At 67.8% G+C, this 17,670-nt stretch carries 19 protein-coding genes; 15 read left to right on the plus strand and 4 right to left on the minus strand.

Annotation, left to right across the window (positions count from 1 at the left end; translation table 11 throughout):
* Nucleotides 1-32: 32 nt before the first annotated feature.
* Entirely contained in the window at nucleotides 33-530 is a 498-nt protein-coding gene (locus ABQE44_RS16960; protein WP_448430973.1) for a DUF1990 domain-containing protein, read from the minus strand.
* 133 nt (nucleotides 531-663) lie between these two features.
* On the opposite strand from ABQE44_RS16960, the gene ABQE44_RS16965 reads away from it, so the two are divergent.
* The 12 genes from ABQE44_RS16965 (at nucleotide 664) to pdxT (ending at nucleotide 11,525) form a co-directional block, all read left to right on the plus strand.
* The gene (locus tag ABQE44_RS16965; RefSeq protein ID WP_448391160.1) at nucleotides 664-1,533 is read left to right on the plus strand and encodes an aldo/keto reductase; all 870 of its coding nucleotides are present in this window, start codon (nucleotides 664-666) and stop codon (nucleotides 1,531-1,533) included.
* 30 nt (nucleotides 1,534-1,563) lie between these two features.
* The gene (locus ABQE44_RS16970) at nucleotides 1,564-2,175 is read left to right on the plus strand and encodes a PaaI family thioesterase (protein WP_448391386.1); all 612 of its coding nucleotides are present in this window, start codon (nucleotides 1,564-1,566) and stop codon (nucleotides 2,173-2,175) included.
* A complete protein-coding gene (locus ABQE44_RS16975; protein ID WP_448391161.1) occupies nucleotides 2,172-2,597 on the plus strand; it encodes a TIGR02611 family protein in 426 nt (141 codons plus the stop codon). The genes ABQE44_RS16970 and ABQE44_RS16975 overlap by 4 nt, the downstream gene beginning before the upstream one ends.
* A 73-nt stretch (nucleotides 2,598-2,670) precedes the next feature.
* Complete coding sequence (thrS, locus tag ABQE44_RS16980; protein WP_448430975.1) at nucleotides 2,671-4,725, plus strand: threonine--tRNA ligase; 2,055 nt, start codon at nucleotides 2,671-2,673, stop codon at nucleotides 4,723-4,725.
* A complete protein-coding gene (locus ABQE44_RS16985; RefSeq protein WP_448391163.1) occupies nucleotides 4,722-5,300 on the plus strand; it encodes an ATP adenylyltransferase in 579 nt (192 codons plus the stop codon). Before thrS ends, ABQE44_RS16985 begins: the two co-directional genes overlap by 4 nt.
* Entirely contained in the window at nucleotides 5,297-5,977 is a 681-nt protein-coding gene (gene pgsA / locus ABQE44_RS16990; RefSeq protein WP_448391164.1) for a phosphatidylinositol phosphate synthase, read from the plus strand. Before ABQE44_RS16985 ends, pgsA begins: the two co-directional genes overlap by 4 nt.
* The gene (locus ABQE44_RS16995; protein ID WP_448391165.1) at nucleotides 5,974-6,906 is read left to right on the plus strand and encodes a phosphatidylinositol mannoside acyltransferase; all 933 of its coding nucleotides are present in this window, start codon (nucleotides 5,974-5,976) and stop codon (nucleotides 6,904-6,906) included. The genes pgsA and ABQE44_RS16995 overlap by 4 nt, the downstream gene beginning before the upstream one ends.
* Complete coding sequence (locus ABQE44_RS17000; protein ID WP_448430976.1) at nucleotides 6,906-8,066, plus strand: glycosyltransferase family 4 protein; 1,161 nt, start codon at nucleotides 6,906-6,908, stop codon at nucleotides 8,064-8,066. Before ABQE44_RS16995 ends, ABQE44_RS17000 begins: the two co-directional genes overlap by 1 nt.
* A gap of 16 nt (nucleotides 8,067-8,082) precedes the next feature.
* Nucleotides 8,083-9,117 carry an NUDIX hydrolase gene (locus ABQE44_RS17005; RefSeq protein WP_448391167.1) on the plus strand — a complete coding sequence of 345 codons (1,035 nt, stop codon included), beginning with the start codon at nucleotides 8,083-8,085 and terminating at the stop codon, nucleotides 9,115-9,117.
* A gap of 66 nt (nucleotides 9,118-9,183) precedes the next feature.
* Nucleotides 9,184-10,095 (plus strand): pyridoxal 5'-phosphate synthase lyase subunit PdxS, encoded by a 912-nt coding sequence (pdxS, locus tag ABQE44_RS17010; RefSeq protein WP_448391168.1) that lies wholly within the window; start codon nucleotides 9,184-9,186, stop codon nucleotides 10,093-10,095.
* 9 nt (nucleotides 10,096-10,104) lie between these two features.
* Complete coding sequence (gene tesB / locus ABQE44_RS17015) at nucleotides 10,105-10,944, plus strand: acyl-CoA thioesterase II (RefSeq protein ID WP_448391169.1); 840 nt, start codon at nucleotides 10,105-10,107, stop codon at nucleotides 10,942-10,944.
* Complete coding sequence (gene pdxT, locus ABQE44_RS17020) at nucleotides 10,941-11,525, plus strand: pyridoxal 5'-phosphate synthase glutaminase subunit PdxT (RefSeq protein WP_448391171.1); 585 nt, start codon at nucleotides 10,941-10,943, stop codon at nucleotides 11,523-11,525. Before tesB ends, pdxT begins: the two co-directional genes overlap by 4 nt.
* A gap of 58 nt (nucleotides 11,526-11,583) precedes the next feature.
* On the opposite strand, the gene ABQE44_RS17025 is transcribed toward pdxT, so the two are convergent.
* Together ABQE44_RS17025 and ABQE44_RS17030 are read right to left on the minus strand one after the other, a co-directional pair.
* Nucleotides 11,584-12,795 (minus strand): acyl-CoA dehydrogenase family protein, encoded by a 1,212-nt coding sequence (locus ABQE44_RS17025; protein ID WP_448430978.1) that lies wholly within the window; start codon nucleotides 12,793-12,795, stop codon nucleotides 11,584-11,586.
* A gap of 45 nt (nucleotides 12,796-12,840) precedes the next feature.
* Nucleotides 12,841-14,562, minus strand: coding sequence for a CocE/NonD family hydrolase (locus ABQE44_RS17030; RefSeq protein ID WP_448391173.1), 1,722 nt, complete (start codon nucleotides 14,560-14,562; stop codon nucleotides 12,841-12,843).
* A gap of 61 nt (nucleotides 14,563-14,623) precedes the next feature.
* Between ABQE44_RS17030 and ABQE44_RS17035 the strand changes: the two genes are divergently transcribed.
* The gene (locus tag ABQE44_RS17035; RefSeq protein ID WP_448391174.1) at nucleotides 14,624-15,271 is read left to right on the plus strand and encodes a TetR/AcrR family transcriptional regulator; all 648 of its coding nucleotides are present in this window, start codon (nucleotides 14,624-14,626) and stop codon (nucleotides 15,269-15,271) included.
* Between the two features lie 32 nt (nucleotides 15,272-15,303).
* Complete coding sequence (locus tag ABQE44_RS17040; RefSeq protein WP_448391176.1) at nucleotides 15,304-16,062, plus strand: YebC/PmpR family DNA-binding transcriptional regulator; 759 nt, start codon at nucleotides 15,304-15,306, stop codon at nucleotides 16,060-16,062.
* A gap of 60 nt (nucleotides 16,063-16,122) precedes the next feature.
* Here the strand turns inward: ABQE44_RS17040 and ABQE44_RS17045 are convergent, their stop codons facing one another.
* Nucleotides 16,123-16,986, minus strand: a complete 864-nt coding sequence (locus ABQE44_RS17045; protein WP_448430980.1) for an alpha/beta fold hydrolase — start codon at nucleotides 16,984-16,986, stop codon at nucleotides 16,123-16,125.
* 67 nt (nucleotides 16,987-17,053) lie between these two features.
* Between ABQE44_RS17045 and ABQE44_RS17050 the strand changes: the two genes are divergently transcribed.
* Nucleotides 17,054-17,656, plus strand: coding sequence for a TetR/AcrR family transcriptional regulator (locus ABQE44_RS17050; protein ID WP_448391178.1), 603 nt, complete (start codon nucleotides 17,054-17,056; stop codon nucleotides 17,654-17,656).
* Nucleotides 17,657-17,670: the final 14 nt, after the last annotated feature.

Consider the following 17,670-nt stretch of genomic DNA (forward strand, 5'->3'; position numbering starts at 1 on the left):
CGTCAGCTATCACAGGTTGTGCGCACCGGAGGTCAAAGAGCCTGCAGATACCGCTCTGTGACGATCCGCTGCACCAACGAGGTGACCGGTGATGCCAGCCGGCTCCACCAGGTGGCATGCCGGGAGAATGCCGTCACCTCCGCGAACACTTCGTCGGTGTCGGGATCGTAGCGGACCAGGAACAGCTCCTCACCGGATTCGGCGTGACCGGGCAGGGTGCCGTAGGCGAAGCCCCGCCGATCGGCTTCGTCGACCACGTAGACCACCCGGCATGGCGCGCCCACCGGTCCGAGATGGACGATCGCCTCCGCGCCCACCTGCGCGACCTCCGTCGTCGCCTCGACCCGGACACCGGCGCCGCGCAGCATGCCCCAGCGCATCCCCGCAGCTGCGGCCTCCTCGAAACGCGCACGGCCCGCGCCGATGACGGCGCTTTTCTGCACATGGTGGTAACCCGCCGGCAACGGTCCTGCGGTGGCGCCCACCTCGGCGTAGGTCAACGGCAGTGCCGCGAGCTCACTGAGTCTCACCAGACCAGACGCTACCGTCGAACACACTTCGTTCGCCGAGTGTGGAGTTGTGTCACGCCTGACGGCGCGAACCCGTGACACAACCCCACATTCGGCGCGGTGGGGTGGGGCACCGCAGCGTACGTTCGTCTACATGAGCACCAAGAGCATCGCGCAGGCATCGGGAACGTTCACCCTCGGCGGCGATCTGGTCGTCAACCGGCTCGGCTACGGCGCCATGCGGCTGACCGGGCCGGGCACCTGGGGCCCGCCCGCCGACCGCGACGAATGCCTCCGCGTGCTGCGGCGCGCGGTCGAGCTCGGCGTCAACTTCATCGACACCGCCAACTCCTACGGCCCCTACATCTCCGAGGAACTGATCCGCGAAGCGCTGCACCCCTACCAGGGGGTTGTCGTCGCGACCAAGGCCGGTCTGCTGCGCACCGGCCCCGACGTATGGCCGGTGCTGGGTTATCCGGCGTATTTGCGTCAGGAGTGCGAGATGAGCCTGCGCCGCCTCGGAGTCGACACCATCGACCTGTTTCAGCTGCACCGCATCGACGACAAGTTCCCGGCCGAAGACCAGCTCGGCGAGCTCGTCGCGTTGCAGCAGGAAGGCAAGATCCGCCACATCGGGCTGTCGGAGGTCACCGTCGAACAGCTCGAGGCCGCCCGCAAAGTCGCCGACATCGTGACGGTGCAGAACATGTACAACCTCACCACGCGCACCGCCGAACCGGTGCTGGAGGCCTGCGAAGCCCAAGGCGTCGGGTTCATCCCGTGGTTTCCGCTGGCCGCGGGGCCGTTGGCGGCCCCCGACGGCCCGCTGCAGCGCATCGCCGCCGACCACGACGCGTCGCCGTCGCAGCTGGCGCTGGCGTGGCTGCTCAAGCGCTCCCCGGTGATGCTGCCCATACCCGGCACCTCCAAGGTCGCCCATCTCGAGGAGAACGTCGCCGCGGCGGCGATCGAGCTGTCCGACGCCGAGTTCGAAACGCTGAGCAAAGCCGGTTCCGCCGGGTAACGCGCCAGGCAATACGGTAAGCGGGTGAGCATCGACGCACATCCCGGCGGTGGGTTCAATCCGCCGCAGCCGACCACCAAGGGCGGGCCGGACTACGGCCGGTTTGTCGAAGGGGTCCGCACCCTTCAGGACCACGCCCGCGCGGTCGACGCTCCCGACCAGGTGATCACCGAAGCCGCCGACCTGCTAGACAAGGTCTCCCAGCTGCTGGGCCCCTACGAGGTCGACGAGTGGACGTCACCGTCGGGCCGACGAATGGACCTACCCAACCGCGGCAGCGTGCTCGGCGTCCCGGGGGAGTACCACAAGACCGACGACGGCCGGATCGGCGGCTTCGTGCGCTTCCGCCGATTCCACCTCGGCCGCAACGGCGCCGTGCACGGCGGTTGCATTGCGCAGATGTTCGACTCCGTGCTCGGCTACACCGCATTCCGGTTGACCGAAGGCCACAAACAGCGCACCGCGTACCTGCACGTCAACTACCGCCAGATCGTGCCGATCGAGAAGGAGTTGACGGTCGACGCCGGCGTCGAACGCGTCGATGGACGAAAGATCTTCATCGAGGGCCGCGTGCTCGACGGCGACACCGTGCTCGCCGACGCCGAGGCGCTGTTCGTCAAGCTCAAACCCGGCCAACCGTGACCGAGCAGACCGACCGCGAGGCGCCGCGCTGGCTGCGGTGGCGCGAACGGCTGCGCGGACGTCGCCGGGTCGAGTTCGCGTACCGCATCATCGTCGGGGCCATCGGCCTGATGGTGCTGACCGTCGGGATCATCGCCATCCCGTATCCCGGGCCGGGCTGGGCCATCGTGTTCGTCGGCCTGGGCATCCTGTCCACCGAGTTCGTGTGGGCCCGGAACCTCCTTCTCGTCGTGCGCAGACGCTACGACGAGGTGATGGCCTGGTTTCACCAGCAGCACTGGGCCGTGCAGGCGCTCGGCGGGCTGTTCACCGCGCTGATCGTGTGGGTGACGCTGTGGCTGCTGGGTGCGCTGTCGTGGGGCGCCGGGCTAGTCGGTATCGAGTGGACCTGGCTGAACAGCCCCATTGGCTTGGGATCCTGAGCGCTCGCCTAGATAGCATGGTCGCGTCTTGAGTTGTGTGGAGCACTTCCCCCGAGAGCTTGGAGAGTCACCGATGAGCGCCGCCGTCAACCACGCCCCCGCAGCCCCGATCCGGGTCGCTGCCGGGACCACCGCGGGGGCGGCGGTGCGGGAAGCCGGGCTACCCAGCCGCGGCGCCGTCGACGCGATCGTCGTCGTCCGCGACTCAGCGGGCCGGCTGCGTGACCTGTCGTGGACGCCGGACGCCGACGTCGAGGTGACGCCGGTGCCCGCCAACAGCGAGGACGGCCGTAGCGTGCTGCGCCACTCCACCGCACACGTGCTCGCCCAGGCCGTCCAGGATTTGTTCCCGGAGGCCAAGCTGGGCATCGGCCCGCCGATCGCCGACGGCTTCTACTACGACTTCGACGTCGAGCGCGCGTTCACCCCGGAGGATCTGGAGGCGCTCGAGAAGCGGATGCGCCAAATCGTCAAGGAAGGCCAGCTGTTCGCGCGCCGGGTCTATGAGTCCAAAGACCAAGCGCGCGAAGAACTTGCCAACGAGCCGTACAAACTCGAACTCGTCGACGACAAGTCCGGAGACCCCGACGTGATGGAAGTCGGCGGCGACGAGCTGACCGCCTACGACAACCTCAATCCCCGCACCAAGGAACGGGAGTGGGGCGATCTGTGCCGCGGCCCGCACATCCCGACGACTCGCTTCATCCCGGCGTTCAAACTCACCCGCAGCTCGGCCGCCTACTGGCGTGGCAACCAGGACAACCCGAGCCTGCAGCGGATCTACGGCACCGCCTGGGAGTCCCAGGAAGCCCTCGACCGCCACCTCGAGCTGATCGAGGAAGCCCAGCGCCGCGACCACCGCAAGCTCGGTGCCGAACTCGACCTGTTCAGCTTTCCCGACGAAATCGGTTCGGGCTTAGCGGTTTTCCACCCCAAGGGCGGTATCATCCGCCGCGAACTCGAGGACTACTCGCGGCGCAAGCACAGCGAAGCGGGCTACCAGTTCGTCAACAGCCCCCACATCACCAAGGCCGAGCTGTTCAAGATCTCCGGGCACCTGGACTGGTACGCCGACGGCATGTTCCCGCCGATGCATCTGGACGCCGAGTACAACGAGGACGGCACGGTGCGCAAACCGGGCCAGGACTACTACCTCAAACCGATGAACTGTCCGATGCACTGCCTGATCTTCCGGTCGCGCGGGCGGTCCTACCGCGAACTTCCGTTGCGGCTCTTCGAGTTCGGCACCGTCTACCGCTATGAGCTCTCCGGGGTCGTGCACGGGCTGACCCGGGTGCGCGGCCTGACGATGGACGACGCGCACATCTACTGCAGCCGCGACCAGATGCGCGACGAGCTGACCTCGCTGCTGAGGTTCGTGCTGGATCTGCTCGCCGACTACGGCCTGACCGACTTCTACCTCGAGCTCTCCACCAAGGACCCCGACAAGTTCGTCGGCTCCGACGACCTCTGGGAGGAAGCCACCAACGTGCTCGCCGAGGTCGGCGCCGCATCGGGTCTGGAGCTCGTCCCCGACCCTGGCGGCGCCGCGTTCTACGGTCCCAAGATCTCGGTGCAGGTCAAGGACGCGTTGGGGCGCAGCTGGCAGATGTCGACCATCCAGCTGGACTTCAACTTCCCCGAGCGCTTCGAGTTGGAGTACACCGCCGCCGACGGCTCGCGTCAGCGTCCGGTGATGATCCACCGCGCACTGTTCGGATCGATCGAGCGGTTCTTCGGCATCCTCACCGAGCACTACGCCGGGGCCTTCCCGGCGTGGCTGGCGCCCGTGCAGGTGGTCGGCATCCCCGTCTCCGACGACCACATCGCCTACCTCAACGACGTTGCCGCGCAACTGAAACTGCGCGGCATCCGCGCCGAGGTCGACAGCAGCGACGACCGGATGGCCAAGAAAATCGTCAACCACACCAACCAGAAGGTGCCGTTCATGCTCGTGGCGGGGGACCGCGACGTGGACGCCGGGGCGGTCAGCTTCCGCTTCGGTGACCGCACCCAGGTCAACGGGGTGCCCCGCGATGACGCCGTGGAGGCCATCGTCAACTGGGTTACCAGCCGCGAGAATGCCGCTCCCACCGCCGATCTGCTCAAGGTGGGCGACCACTCGTGACCAGTGACGAAAACCTGCGCGACGGACCCGAGGACCGCACGATCGTCGACCAGGGCGCCGGTGAACCCGACCACCTGCAGCGGCTGTGGACACCGCACCGCATGAGCTACATCGCCGAAGCTCCGATGCGGCGCGAAAACACCAGGGAATCCAGGCCGTTCACCGAGATCCCGACGCTCTCGGACGAGGACGGCCTGATGGTGGCGCGTGGCCAGCAGGTGTACGTGGTGCTGAACCTGTACCCCTACAACCCGGGCCATCTCATGGTGGTGCCCTACCGTCGGGTCTCGGAGCTGGAGGACCTCACCGAGGCCGAGAGCGCCGAGCTGATGGCGTTCACCCAGAAGGCGATCCGGGTCATCAAGAGTGTGTCCAACCCGATGGGCTTCAACGTCGGGCTCAACCTCGGTCAGGTGTCGGGTGGTTCGCTGGCCGAGCACCTGCACATGCACGTGGTGCCGCGCTGGATCGGCGATGCCAACTTCATCACGATCATCGGCGGGGCCAAAGTGGTGCCGCAGTTGTTGCGCGAGACCCGGCAACTGCTGGCAACGGAGTGGGCAAGGCAGCAGTGAGCAACTTCTACCTGATGACCCGCGCGGCCTACGAGAAGCTCAGCAAGCCGATCGCCAAAGGCGTGCTGCGGGTGGGTTTCACGCCCGACACCATCACCATCCTGGGCACGGCGGGCTCCGTGCTGGGCGCGCTCACGCTGTTTCCCATCGGGCAGCTGTGGTGGGGCGCGGTGGCCGTGTTCTTCTTCGTGCTCGCCGACATGCTCGACGGGGCGATGGCGCGCGAACGCGGCGGCGGCACCCGCTTCGGTGCGGTGCTCGACGCCACCTGCGACCGCATCGGCGACGGCGCGATCTTCTGCGGGCTGCTGTGGTGGGCCGCCTTCGGGCTGCACAGCACATCGCTGGTGGTGGCCACCGCGATCTGCCTGGTGACCTCGCAGGTCATCTCCTACATCAAGGCCCGCGCCGAGGCCAGCGGGCTCTCCGCGGAGGGCGGTTTGATCGAGCGGCCGGAGCGGTTGATCATCGTGCTGGCCGGCGCGGGCCTATCCGGCCTTTTCGCGGTGCCGTGGCTGCTGCACGTGGCCATGTGGGTGCTTGCAATCACCAGCCTCATCACGCTCGGGCAGCGGGTGCACAGCGTGCGCACCTCGCCCGGCGCAATGGATCTGCTGACCAAACCCGACACCAAACAACACCACCCCCCAGGGGATCAGGGGGAGGAGAACGCGTGACGAGCACCCAGCCGGAACCGCGGACGGGCAACCCGTTGAGTGGACGGTTGTCGGACTGGGGCTACGCGGCCGGTTGGCGGCTGGTCCGCGCCATGCCGGAGTTCGCGGCGCGCAACGCTTTCAACGCAGGCGCACACTACGCCGCGCGGGGCGCCGGGCCACAACAGCTGCGCAAGAACCTGGCCCGGGTACTCGGCGTGACGCCCGACCGGGTGCCCGACGGGCTGATCCGGGCATCGGTGGCCTCCTACGCCCGGTACTGGCGTGAGGCGTTCCGGCTGCCAACCATGGACCACGAAGCTGTCGGACGTGAGCTCTTCGTGCATGACGTTGACCGGGTGTGGGCGGGGCTGGAGGCGGGCCGCGGTGTGGTGGTTGCCCTTCCGCACAGCGGTAACTGGGACATGGCCGGAGTGTGGCTGGTGCAGAACCACGGCTCGTTCACCACCGTCGCCGAACGCCTCAAGCCTGAATCGCTCTACAACCGGTTCGTCGCCTACCGGGAGAGCCTGGGTTTCGAGGTGCTGCCGTCCTCCGGCGGCCCGCGGCCACCGTACGAGATCCTGCGTGAACGCCTGCGCGACAACCACATCGTGTGCCTGATGGCCGAGCGCGACCTCAGCCGCAACGGCGTCACGGTCGATTTCTTCGGCGAGCCCACCCGCATGCCCGCCGGTCCGGCGAAGCTGGCGATCGAAACCGGTGCGACGCTGCTGCCCGCGCACTGCTGGTTCGAGGGTGACGGCTGGGGCATGGGGGTGTATCCGGCGGTGGACACCTCCTCCGGTGACGTCACCGCCATCACCCAGGCGCTGGCCGACCGGTTCGCCCGCAACATCGCCGCGCACCCGGCAGACTGGCACATGATGCAGCCGCAATGGCTGGCCGACCTGCCCGCCGAGCGGCGCGCCAAGCTGGGAGCGACCTGATGCGCATCGGGATGGTGTGTCCGTATTCGTTCGACGTGCCCGGGGGCGTGCAGTCCCATGTGCTGCAACTGGCCGAGGTGATGCGCGCCCGCGGCAACGACGTCAGCGTGCTGGCGCCGTTCTCACCGCATGTGACGCTGCCCGACTACGTGGTCTCGGGCGGCCGCGCGGTACCCATCCCGTACAACGGTTCGGTGGCGCGACTGCGATTCGGGCCGGCCACCCACCGGCTGGTCAAACGCTGGCTGGCCGACGGCAACTTCGACGTGCTGCACCTGCACGAACCCAACGCACCCAGCCTGTCCATGCTGGCGCTCAACATCGCCGAAGGCCCGATCGTCGCGACCTTTCATACATCGACGACAAAATCGTTGACGCTCAGTGTGTTTGAACCGATCCTGCGGCCCATGCACGAGAAGATCGTCGGCCGCATCGCGGTGTCGGATTTGGCGCGGCGCTGGCAGATGGAGGCGCTGGGCAGCGACGCGGTCGAGATCCCCAACGGCGTCGACGTCGGCGCGTTCGCCTCGGCGCCGCTCCTGGAGGGCTACCCGCGGCCGGGCAAGTCGGTGCTGTTCCTCGGCAGGTACGACGAACCGCGCAAGGGCATGGCCGTGCTGCTGCGGGCGCTACCGGCGCTGGTCGAGCGGTTCGAGGACATCGAGATCCTCGTGGTGGGCCGCGGCGACGCCGACGAACTGCGCCAAGACGCCGGCAAGCTAGCCGGTCACCTGCGGTTTCTCGGTCAGGTCGACGACGGTGAAAAGGCGTCGGCGATGCGCAGCGCCGACGTGTACTGCGCACCCCACACCGGCGGCGAGAGCTTCGGCATCGTGCTCGTGGAGGCGATGGCGGCCGGGACCCCGGTGGTGGCCAGCGACCTGGATGCGTTTCGGCGGGTGCTGATGGACGGTGCGGTCGGCCGGTTGGTGCCGATCGACGACGACGCCGCGCTCGCCAAGGGCCTGATCGAGGTGCTGGAGAACGACAGCGTGCGCGAGCGCTACATCGAGGCGGGCGCGGACGCGGTGCGGCGCTACGACTGGTCGGTGGTGGCGCGCCAGATCATGCGGGTCTACGAGACGGTGGCGGGGGCCGGCATCAAGGTGCAGGTGGCTGGTACGCGGGCCGGGGTCCACGCGCAGCAGGGGAGAACGTAGTGACCGGGGGTTTTAATTGACCACCTGGATCGTGGTGATCGCGCTCGCGGTGCTGCTCACCGCGTTGCTGGCGATCGGCGGTTGGGCGATCCAGACGGCCAACCGGCTCGACCGCCTGCACGTGCGCTACGACCTGTCCTGGCAGTCCCTGGACAGTGCGCTGGCCCGGCGCGCCGTCGTCGCCAGGGCGGTGGCCGCCGACGCCTACGGCGGCGGACCGCAGGGCAAACGGCTGGCCGCGTTGGCCGACGCGGCCGAACGCGCCCCCCGGTGGTCGCGCGAGGCCGCCGAGAACGAACTGTCCGCGGCGCTGGCGATGGTCGATCCGGCGGCGCTGCCCGTCGCACTGGTCGCCGAACTCGCCGACGCCGAGGCGCGGGTGCTATTGGCGCGTCGCTTCCACAACGACGCCGTCCGCGACACCCTCGCGCTGCGGGAGCGCCCCGTCGTACGGGCGCTGCGGCTGGGCGGAACAGCCGCGCTGCCAACGTATTTCGAGATCGCCGAGCGGGCAGAAACCACCCCGGCGGTCAGCCGCCGGGTGTCGGCGCGGGTGGTGTTGTTGGACGAGACCGGGGCGGTGCTGCTGTTGAGCGGATCCGATCCGGCGATCACCGACGCCGCCGAGGGCCCAGCGCCGCGCTGGTGGTTCACGGTCGGCGGCGCCGTGCAACATGGGGAGACGCTTCAGGAGACCGCCGCGCGTGAAGTGGATGAGGAGACCGGCCTGCGGGTCGATGCCGAGCAGATGATCGGGCCGGTGTGGCGCCGCGATGCGGTGATCGACTTCAACGGGTCGGTGATCCGCAGCCAGGAGATGTTCTTCGTGCACCGCACCCGCCGTTTCGAACCGTCGCCGGACGGCCGCACGGGGCTGGAGCGGTCCTACATTCACGGTTACCGCTGGTGCGATGAGACAATGATCCAAGAGCTGGTCGCCAGCGGGGAAGCGGTGTACCCCGTGCAGCTCGGCGAGCTGCTGGTCGAAGCCAACGCGCTGGCCGACGCGCGGGACGGCATGCCGCGGCGACAGCTGCAATCGATCCGCTGATGCTGCGGAATAACCGGTTTTGCGGCCGCATTAGAGTGGATCAGTAGCGACTTGGAGGAGATAGCAGTGGAAACCGCGGCCAACGAGGGGTCCGTGTCGCAGACCGGAACCGCACGAGTCAAGCGCGGCATGGCCGAAATGCTCAAGGGCGGCGTGATCATGGACGTGGTCACCCCCGAGCAGGCGCGCATCGCCGAGGGGGCGGGCGCAGTGGCCGTGATGGCCCTGGAACGCGTGCCAGCCGACATCCGCACCCAGGGCGGGGTCGCCCGGATGAGTGATCCTGATCTCATCGAGGGCATCATCTCGGCGGTCACCATCCCGGTGATGGCCAAGGTCCGCATCGGCCATTTCGTCGAAGCGCAGATCCTGCAGAGCCTCGGTGTCGACTACGTCGACGAGTCCGAGGTGCTCACACCGGCCGACTACACTCACCACATCGACAAGTGGAAGTTCACCGTGCCGTTCGTGTGCGGTGCGACCAACCTCGGCGAGGCGCTGCGCCGCATCACCGAGGGGGCGGCGATGATCCGCTCCAAGGGCGAAGCCGGCACCGGCGACGTGTCCAACGCGACCACCCACATGCGTCAGATCGGCGGCGAGATCCGGCGTCTGACGTCGATGTCTGAAGACGAGTTGTACGTTGCGGCAAAGGAATTGCAGGCGCCCTACGATCTGGTGGTCGAGGTGGCCCGGGCCGGGAAGCTGCCGGTGACGCTGTTCACCGCGGGCGGTATCGCCTCCCCGGCCGATGCGGCGATGATGATGCAGCTGGGCGCCGAGGGTGTCTTCGTCGGCTCCGGCATCTTCAAATCCGGCGATCCGGCGGCGCGTGCCGCTGCGATCGTCAAGGCCACCACCTTCTACGACGACCCCGACGTGCTGGCGAAGGTCTCGCGAGGGCTGGGGGAGCCGATGGTCGGCCTCAACGTGGAGGGTGTTGCGGCCCCGCACCGGCTCGCTGATCGCGGCTGGTAGATACGTCTCGTGGCGATCGAACAAATACTTGATCTCGAGCAGCTTGAGGTCAACATCTACCGCGGCGGTGTGTTCAGTCCCGAATCCGGTTATTTTCAGCGCACTTTCGGCGGTCATGTAGCGGGCCAGTCGCTGGTGTCGGCGGTGCGCACAGTGGACCCATCGTTTCAGGTGCACTCGCTGCACGGATACTTCCTGCGTCCCGGTGACGCCCGCGCCCCGTCGGTGTACATCGTCGAACGGCTGCGCGACGGCGGATCGTTCGTCACCCGCCGCGTCAACGCCATCCAGCACGGCGAGACCATCTTCTCGATGTCGGCGTCCTTCCAGACCGACCAGAGCGGTATCGAGCACCAGGACACCGCGCCCACTGCGCCGCCGCCCGACGACCTGCCGAGCTTCATCTCCAAGGGCGGGGCGTTCGATGACGCGGGGTTTGCGCAGTTCGCGGAGTGGGATGTGCGGCTGGTACCGCGCGATCAACTCACGCTGCTGCCCGGCAAGGCGTCCCAGCAGCAGGTGTGGTTTCGGCACCGCGATCCGCTGCCCGACGACCACGTGCTGCACATCTGCGCGCTGGCCTACATGAGCGACCTCACGCTGCTGGGTTCGGCGCAGGTGAACTACCCCGAGGTGCGTAGGCACCTGCAGGTCGCGTCGCTGGACCACGCCATGTGGTTCATGCGGCCGTTCAGGGCCGACGAGTGGCTGCTTTACGACCAGTCCTCGCCGTCGGCCTCGGGTGGGCGCTCGTTGTGCCAGGGCAAGATCTTCAACCAGTACGGGGAGATGGTGGCTGCGGTGATGCAGGAGGGCCTGACCCGCTACCAGCGCGACTACCAGCGATGAGCGCGCCGCACGTCGGTGTGTTGGCGCTGCAGGGCGACACCCGGGAGCATCTCGCGGCGCTGCGTGAAGCCGGGGCTGAGGCGTCGACGGTTCGACGGTTGCGCGAGCTGCAAAGCGTGGATGCGCTGGTGATCCCGGGTGGGGAGTCCACCACGATGAGCCATCTGCTCGCCGAACTCGAGCTGCTCGAGCCGCTGCGCGCCCGGCTGGCCGAGGGGATGCCCGCCTACGGATCGTGTGCCGGCATGATCCTGTTGGCGTCGGAGATCCTGGACGCCGGAGCGGCCGGACGCGAGGCCACACCGTTGAAGGCGATCGATATGACCGTGCGGCGCAACGCTTTCGGTCGTCAGGTCGATTCGTTCGAGGGTGACATCGCGTTCGACGGGCTGGATGAGCCGGTGCACGCGGTGTTCATCCGGGCGCCGTGGGTGGAACGTGTCGGATCGGGCGTACAGGTGCTCGCCGAGGCGGCGGGCCACGTCGTCGCGGTGCGGCAGGGCCGGGTGTTCGCGACGGCGTTTCATCCCGAGATGACCGGCGACCGCCGCATCCACAAGCTGTTCGTCGACGCGCTCTGACTGGGATTTCGGCGCGCTCATGCCCGCTGACGGGTCGTCAGCGCGCCGAAATCACCTGTTAGCGCAGTGGTAGGCCGGTGACCGCGCGGCCGATCACCAGGCGCTGAATTTCGCTGGTGCCCTCGAAGATCGTGAAGATCTTCGCGTCGCGGTGCATCCGCTCGACCGGATACTCGCGGGTGTAGCCGTTGCCGCCGAGGATCTGGATCGCCTCGTCGGTGACATAGACCGCGGTTTCGCTGGCGACGAGTTTGGCCATCGACCCCTCGGCGCTGTCGAACGACTTGCCGTTGCGGGCCATCCACCCGGCGCGCCACACCAGAAGACGCGCGGCGTCGATACGGGCCTTCATATCGGCCAATTTAAAGGCGATGGCTTGAAATTCGGCGATCTTGCGGCCGAACTGCTCGCGTTGCAGGGCGTAGTCCAGCGCGTACTCGTAGGCGGCGCGCGCGACGCCGACGGCCATCGCTCCGACCGTGGGCCGGGTGCGTTCGAACGTGGCCAGCGCCGCCTGGCTCTTGGCGCTCTTGCCCTCGCGGATGTGCGCGATGCGCTCCTCGAACTTCTCGCGTCCGCCGACGATCAGGCGACCGGGGATGCGGACGTCCTCGAGCACCACCTCGGCGGTGTGCGACGCCCGGATGCCGTGCTTGAGGAACTTCTGGCCCTGCCGGAACCCTGGGGTGTCGGGAGGGATGATGAAGGTGGCCTGTCCGCGGGTGCCCAGTTCGGGGTACACCGTGGCCACAACGACGTGCACCTCGGCGATGCCGCCGTTGGTGGCCCAGGTCTTGGTGCCGTTGAGCACCCACTCGTCGGTGGCCTCGTCGTAGCGGGCACGGGTCAGGATGGCGCCGACGTCGGACCCGGCGCCGGGTTCCGATGAACAGAACGCGGCGACCTTGGGCTCGTTGACCGTGCCGAACATCTGCGGCACCCATTCACCGACCTGCTCGGGGGTGCCGTTGGCGGCCAGTGAGGCCGCCGCCAGGCCGGTGCCCAGGATGGCCAGCGCGATTCCGGCGTCGCCCCAGAACATCTCCTCGAACGCGGTCAGCATCCCCAGCCCGGACGGCTCGGCCGACTGCTCGGCGAAGAACTCCATGGAGTAGATGCCGACCTTGGCGGCCTCCTGGATGATCGGCCACGGCGTCTCTTCCCGCTCGTCCCATTCGGCGGCGGCGGGTCGGATCACGTTGGCGGCAAAGTCATGCACCCAGTCCCGGACGTGGATGAGATCGGGAGAAAGTTCCAACGAGAACGACATGGCCGGTATCTTACTGCGGAGTAAGTTCGATGTGAAATTGTGCCGTCAAACCAGCACGGGCAGCAGCAATCGCGATGAGGACCGAACCGTATTGAGGCTGCTGGTGCCGACGCTGGCATGCCGGAAGTTCATGATCGCCGGCGCCTGCGGGTCCTGGTCGTCACTGGTCAAGACGATGCGTATGCGGTGCCCGCGGCCGAAGCGACGTGCGTTGGGCACCAACGGGATTCGGTACTCGACATCCTGTCCGACGGGCACCGCGACGGCGTCGGTGCACGGCAGCACGGGCGCCCCGTCACGGCTTGCCGCGTCGTCGACCGTCCGTAGGCTCGCGCGCAGCCATCCGGCGGTCACGTCGGTGACTTCGCCGTCGGGCGCGACGTCCTGCAACGTGGCCAGCCATGCGGTGTCCGACGCTGTGGCAGTCGCGGTCAGGCGCAACTCGATGTCGCCGACGACGTCGAGCGCGGCCGGCAGGGGAGCAGTGGCCCACGTCAGCGCGGACGGCGGATCGATCGTGCTGGGCCTGGCGCGGTTGAGGCCGGCGCCCAGCGCCAGGTAGTCGCGTGCGCCGGGTTCGCCGTCATCCTCGGACAGTGCGCCGTCGGCGCGCAGGGCAAACGCACGATAGGTGACGGGCGGTGGCCACGACTCGGCGGTGTGCCAGCCGTCGGCGCCGGGCAGCACGTAGCGGACTGGCGGGCCGTCCATGATCCCGGTGTCGGCGCCCTTGAGCCAGTGGTCGTACCAGGCCAGCGCCTCGTGGTGCAGGCTCTCCCACGGCCAGGTAAGACCGAACTGGCCCAGCATGCCCATGCGCACATCAGCGTTGTCCGCCAACGCGTTCCACGCGGTGAACGTCGAAGGCAGATGCAGGGGAACATTCTCCCAGTCGCAGCCCAGATACACCGGGATGTCGACGTCCTTGAGTAGCGGCAGCAGATTGCGCTCCTGCCACCACTGGTCGCGGTGCGGATGTTTGACGACGACGTGGAGGAACAGGTCGTCCCACGGGTGCGGGCTGTGCGGCAGCTTGAGCAGCTGGCGCATCATCGTGACCGCCGACTCGCCGTTCATCGTGGCGAACCTGCGGTGCAGGCGGGGGTTGGCCAGGATCCGGCGCGCCAGCGCGATCACCGGGTTGCGCCGCCAGAACGCGTCGCTGCGGTCAGACGTGAGCCCCATCATCGACAGGAACGGGGTGATGAACGACGTGCTGGCCAACCCGTGGTGTGAGGCGCCCTCGTACAGATCGGCCGTCGCGGCGACCGGGAAGATCGCCTTGAGGTGCGGTGGCCGCTCGACCGCCGCCTCCAACTGCGTCATCGCGAAGTAGCTGATGCCGATCATGCCGACGTTGCCGTCACACCACGGCTGCGCGGCCGCCCACTCGACGAGGTCGAACATGTCGCGGCGTTCCTGCGGGTCGAAGAACCCGAACGTTCCACCGGACCCGCCCGTCCCGCGGACGTTGGCGATCACGTGGACATAGCCGCGCGGCACCCAGAAGTCCGTCGCACCCGCTTCGATGAACCCGGCCGGCGCCCCGAGGTTCTGCATCTGGCGGGGGTAGGGCGACGCCGCGACCAGCGCCGGATACCTGCCCTTCTCGGCGGGGCGGTGGACGTCGGCGAGCAGCGTGACGCCGTCGCGCATCAACACGGCGACGTTGGCGTCGCGCCGGATCCCGAACTGCGGCCGGCTCAAGTTGCGGTAGGTGCGGCCGGTGGTTTGCGGACCGTTGAGGACGCGTTCCGATGCGGGCATAGTTTCACGCTACGATGAAACTAGTCTCAACGCAACGTGAAATACGAGCTAGAATCGGTACATGTCGAAGAAGCCGGCGGCTCCGGGTCCGCGCGATGAACGCGGCGTGCTGGCGGCGCGGATCCTGGCCGCGGCGCGCGAAGCGTTCGCTGAGACCGGCTGGGCGGGCACGACGATCAGGTCGGTGGCGCGCGCGGCCGACGTCGATCCCGCGCTGGTCTACCACTACTTCAAATCCAAGGAGGGGTTGCTCGACGCGGCGACAAATCCGCCGCAGGGGTGGCTGGACGACGTCGCCAGAGCGTGGACCACGCCGGTGGACCAACTCGGCGCCGCGTTGCTGCGTCTGATGCTGGGCGCCTGGGCCGACGAGGAGGTCGGTCCGGTGCTGCGGTCGGTGCTGCAGACCGCAGCGCACGATCAGGGCACCCGCGAAAAGCTGCGGGGGATCGTCGAAAGCAGCCTGATCGGCGTAGCGCAGCTGGGCGTCGACGATCGCGACCGCAAGGTGCGCAGCGGCCTGATCTCGTCGCAGATCATGGGATTGGCGATGATGCGCTACATCTGGAAAATTGAGCCGATCGCGTCGATGAGCCCGGAGGAGATCGTCGTTGCGGTTGCGCCCAATCTGCAGCATTACATTTCCGGACCCATCCGCTCGCCGTCGGTTATCGCATCGATGCACGTAGACTCGTCGGCCGGACGTTGAGTACGACTTTTTAGAGAGCGAGTACCACCTGAATGAGCGGCCATTCCAAGTGGGCCACCACCAAGCACAAGAAGGCCATCGTCGACGCCCGCCGCGGCAAGATGTTCGCCAAGCTGATCAAGAACGTCGAGGTGGCCGCGCGCGTCGGTGGTGGCGACCCGGCCGGCAACCCCACGCTGTATGACGCCATTCAGAAGGCCAAGAAGAACTCGGTGCCCAACGACAACATCGAGCGCGCGCGTCGCCGCGGCGCCGGTGAGGAAGCCGGCGGCGCGGAGTACCAGAACATCACCTACGAGGGCTACGGCCCCAACGGCGTCGCTGTGTTGGTCGAGTGCCTGACCGACAACCGCAACCGCGCGGCCGGCGACGTGCGGGTGGCGATGACGCGCAACGGCGGCAACATGGCCGATCCCGGTTCGGTGGCCTATCTGTTCTCCCGCAAGGGCGTGGTGACGCTAGACAAGGACGGGCTCAGCGAAGACGACGTACTGACCGCGGTGCTCGAGGCCGGCGCCGAAGAGGTCAACGATCTCGGCGACAGCTTCCAGGTGATCTCCGAGCCCAGCGATCTGGTGGCGGTGCGCACCGCGTTGCAGGACGCCGGCATCGACTACGACTCGGCCGAGGCGGGTTTCGAGCCGTCGGTGACCGTGCCCGTCGACCTCGAGGGTGCGCGCAAGATCATGAAGTTGGTCGACGCGCTCGAGGACCTCGACGACGTGCAGGACGTCTACACCAACATCGACATCCCCGACGACGTCGCGGCCCAACTCGACGACGAGGACTAGCTGCGCGTTTTCCCCGCCGCATAGCCCCAACCCCGCCGCGATCGACGTTTTGGCGCGGTTCTACTCGTACTTTCCGGCCCGGCTGTCCCTTTCGGTGAGCAAGAAGGTGGCCAGCGCGGCGGCGGTGGCTTCGGGGTTGTCGAGCATGACGAGCACGTAGGCGTCGTCGACATATCGCAACTGCGCCTTCGGTAACAGCGCGGCTAGCCGCTCGCCGTGCGCGACGGGCATGACGGGGTTGCGGCTCCACAGCACCAGGGCGTCGCCGTCAAAGTCCGCGAGCCGGTTGGTCGCACGGATCAACTCCCGGTCGTCGAACTTGGTGCGGCAGTACTTCAGCAGATCGCGCCGAATGCGCTTGTCGGCCAGCGCGGCATTGGTCCAGTTCTCGGCAATATGCTGGGGCACAGGCTTTTTCGTCATCTGGCCGAGCATGAAGAACTGCCGTCGCAGCCAGCCGATCCTGAGCTGGCGCTGCGCCAGTGCCACCGTGCCGGTGGTGCGGCTGGCCAGCCAGGCCATCTTGCCCGGAAAGCCCGGCGGAAAGTTGTCGAACGCCTCCGACGGGCAGATCACCAGCCGCGCCACGCGTTTGTCGCGGCCCATGTCGGTGAGAAACAGCGGCCCACCCCAGTCGCTGACCACGAGTGTGACGTCGGCGAGGTCGAGGGCGTCGAGGAAGTCCGCGACGATGTTGACCATTCCAGGCATCGTCAGGTCGGCGTCGTCGCGCATCGGGACGCGGTGCCCACCCAGCGGCAGCACCGGCAGCAGGTAACGAAATCCCCGCGGCAGAAGCGGCAGCGCCAAATCCCACTGCGTGTCGTTGAACAACACCCCGTGCAGCAGCACCACCGGCGGGCCGTCCGGATCGCCCTCCTGCCGGTACTCGATGGTGCCTGCGGTGACGTCGACGGAGCTCATGGCGGCCTCTTCTGATTAGAACGGTGATTCTAGAACGTATACTCTAGTCTGTAGGAAGGGGGCGAGAATGGCAAGGTCCACCCGGGAGGCGATTCTGACGGCGGCCGCCGAGCTGATGCGCCGCAAGGGTTACGGCGCGGTCGGCATGAAGGACATCGCCGAGGCCGCGGGTGCGCCCATCGGCTCGCTGTACCACCATTTCCGCGGCGGCAAGGTGCAGATCGCCCGGGAGGCGCTGATCAACGCCGGGGCCGCCTACGCGCTGCTCATCCCGTCGATCGTCGACGAGCACACCGACCTCGGGGAGGCGATCGAGGCCGTCTACACGCAGGCCGCCGAGCACATGGCGGGCACCGGTTTTGCCAACATGTGCCCGGTCGGCACCGTCGCCGCCGAGGTCGCCGACACGGTCGAGGAGCTCCGCGCCACGTCAGCCTCGGTGTTTGACGCGTGGATCGACGGCGGCACCGCCTACTTCGTCGGGCGGGGTCTGGACGCACCGCAGGCCCGCGGCGTGACGCTGGCCCTGGTGGGCGCGTTGGAAGGCGCGTTCATCCTCGCGCGCACGCTGCGCAGCACCGAACCGCTGCTGGCGGCGGGGCGCGCACTGGCCCCGCAGTACCGCGGCACGCCACTGCGGCCGTTGGACCGCGCGGAGGCGCGCTCGTAGCGGCCCGGCCCCGA

The sequence above is a fragment of the Mycolicibacterium sp. XJ2546 genome (assembly GCF_053483195.1).

Excerpts from the sequence above, each read along its gene's own strand:
- ABQE44_RS16965 (WP_448391160.1), top strand. The coding sequence starts at position 664 with ATGAGCACCAAGAGCATCGCGCAGGCATCGGGAACGTTCACCCTCGGC.
- thrS (WP_448430975.1), top strand. The coding sequence starts at position 2,671 with ATGAGCGCCGCCGTCAACCACGCCCCCGCAGCCCCGATCCGGGTCGCT.
- ABQE44_RS17000 (WP_448430976.1), top strand. The coding sequence starts at position 6,906 with ATGCGCATCGGGATGGTGTGTCCGTATTCGTTCGACGTGCCCGGGGGC.
- pdxT (WP_448391171.1), top strand. The coding sequence starts at position 10,941 with ATGAGCGCGCCGCACGTCGGTGTGTTGGCGCTGCAGGGCGACACCCGG.
- ABQE44_RS17025 (WP_448430978.1), bottom strand. The coding sequence starts at position 12,795 with ATGTCGTTCTCGTTGGAACTTTCTCCCGATCTCATCCACGTCCGGGAC.
- ABQE44_RS17030 (WP_448391173.1), bottom strand. The coding sequence starts at position 14,562 with ATGCCCGCATCGGAACGCGTCCTCAACGGTCCGCAAACCACCGGCCGC.
- ABQE44_RS17035 (WP_448391174.1), top strand. The coding sequence starts at position 14,624 with ATGTCGAAGAAGCCGGCGGCTCCGGGTCCGCGCGATGAACGCGGCGTG.
- ABQE44_RS17040 (WP_448391176.1), top strand. The coding sequence starts at position 15,304 with ATGAGCGGCCATTCCAAGTGGGCCACCACCAAGCACAAGAAGGCCATC.
- ABQE44_RS17045 (WP_448430980.1), bottom strand. The coding sequence starts at position 16,986 with ATGAGCTCCGTCGACGTCACCGCAGGCACCATCGAGTACCGGCAGGAG.
- ABQE44_RS17050 (WP_448391178.1), top strand. The coding sequence starts at position 17,054 with ATGGCAAGGTCCACCCGGGAGGCGATTCTGACGGCGGCCGCCGAGCTG.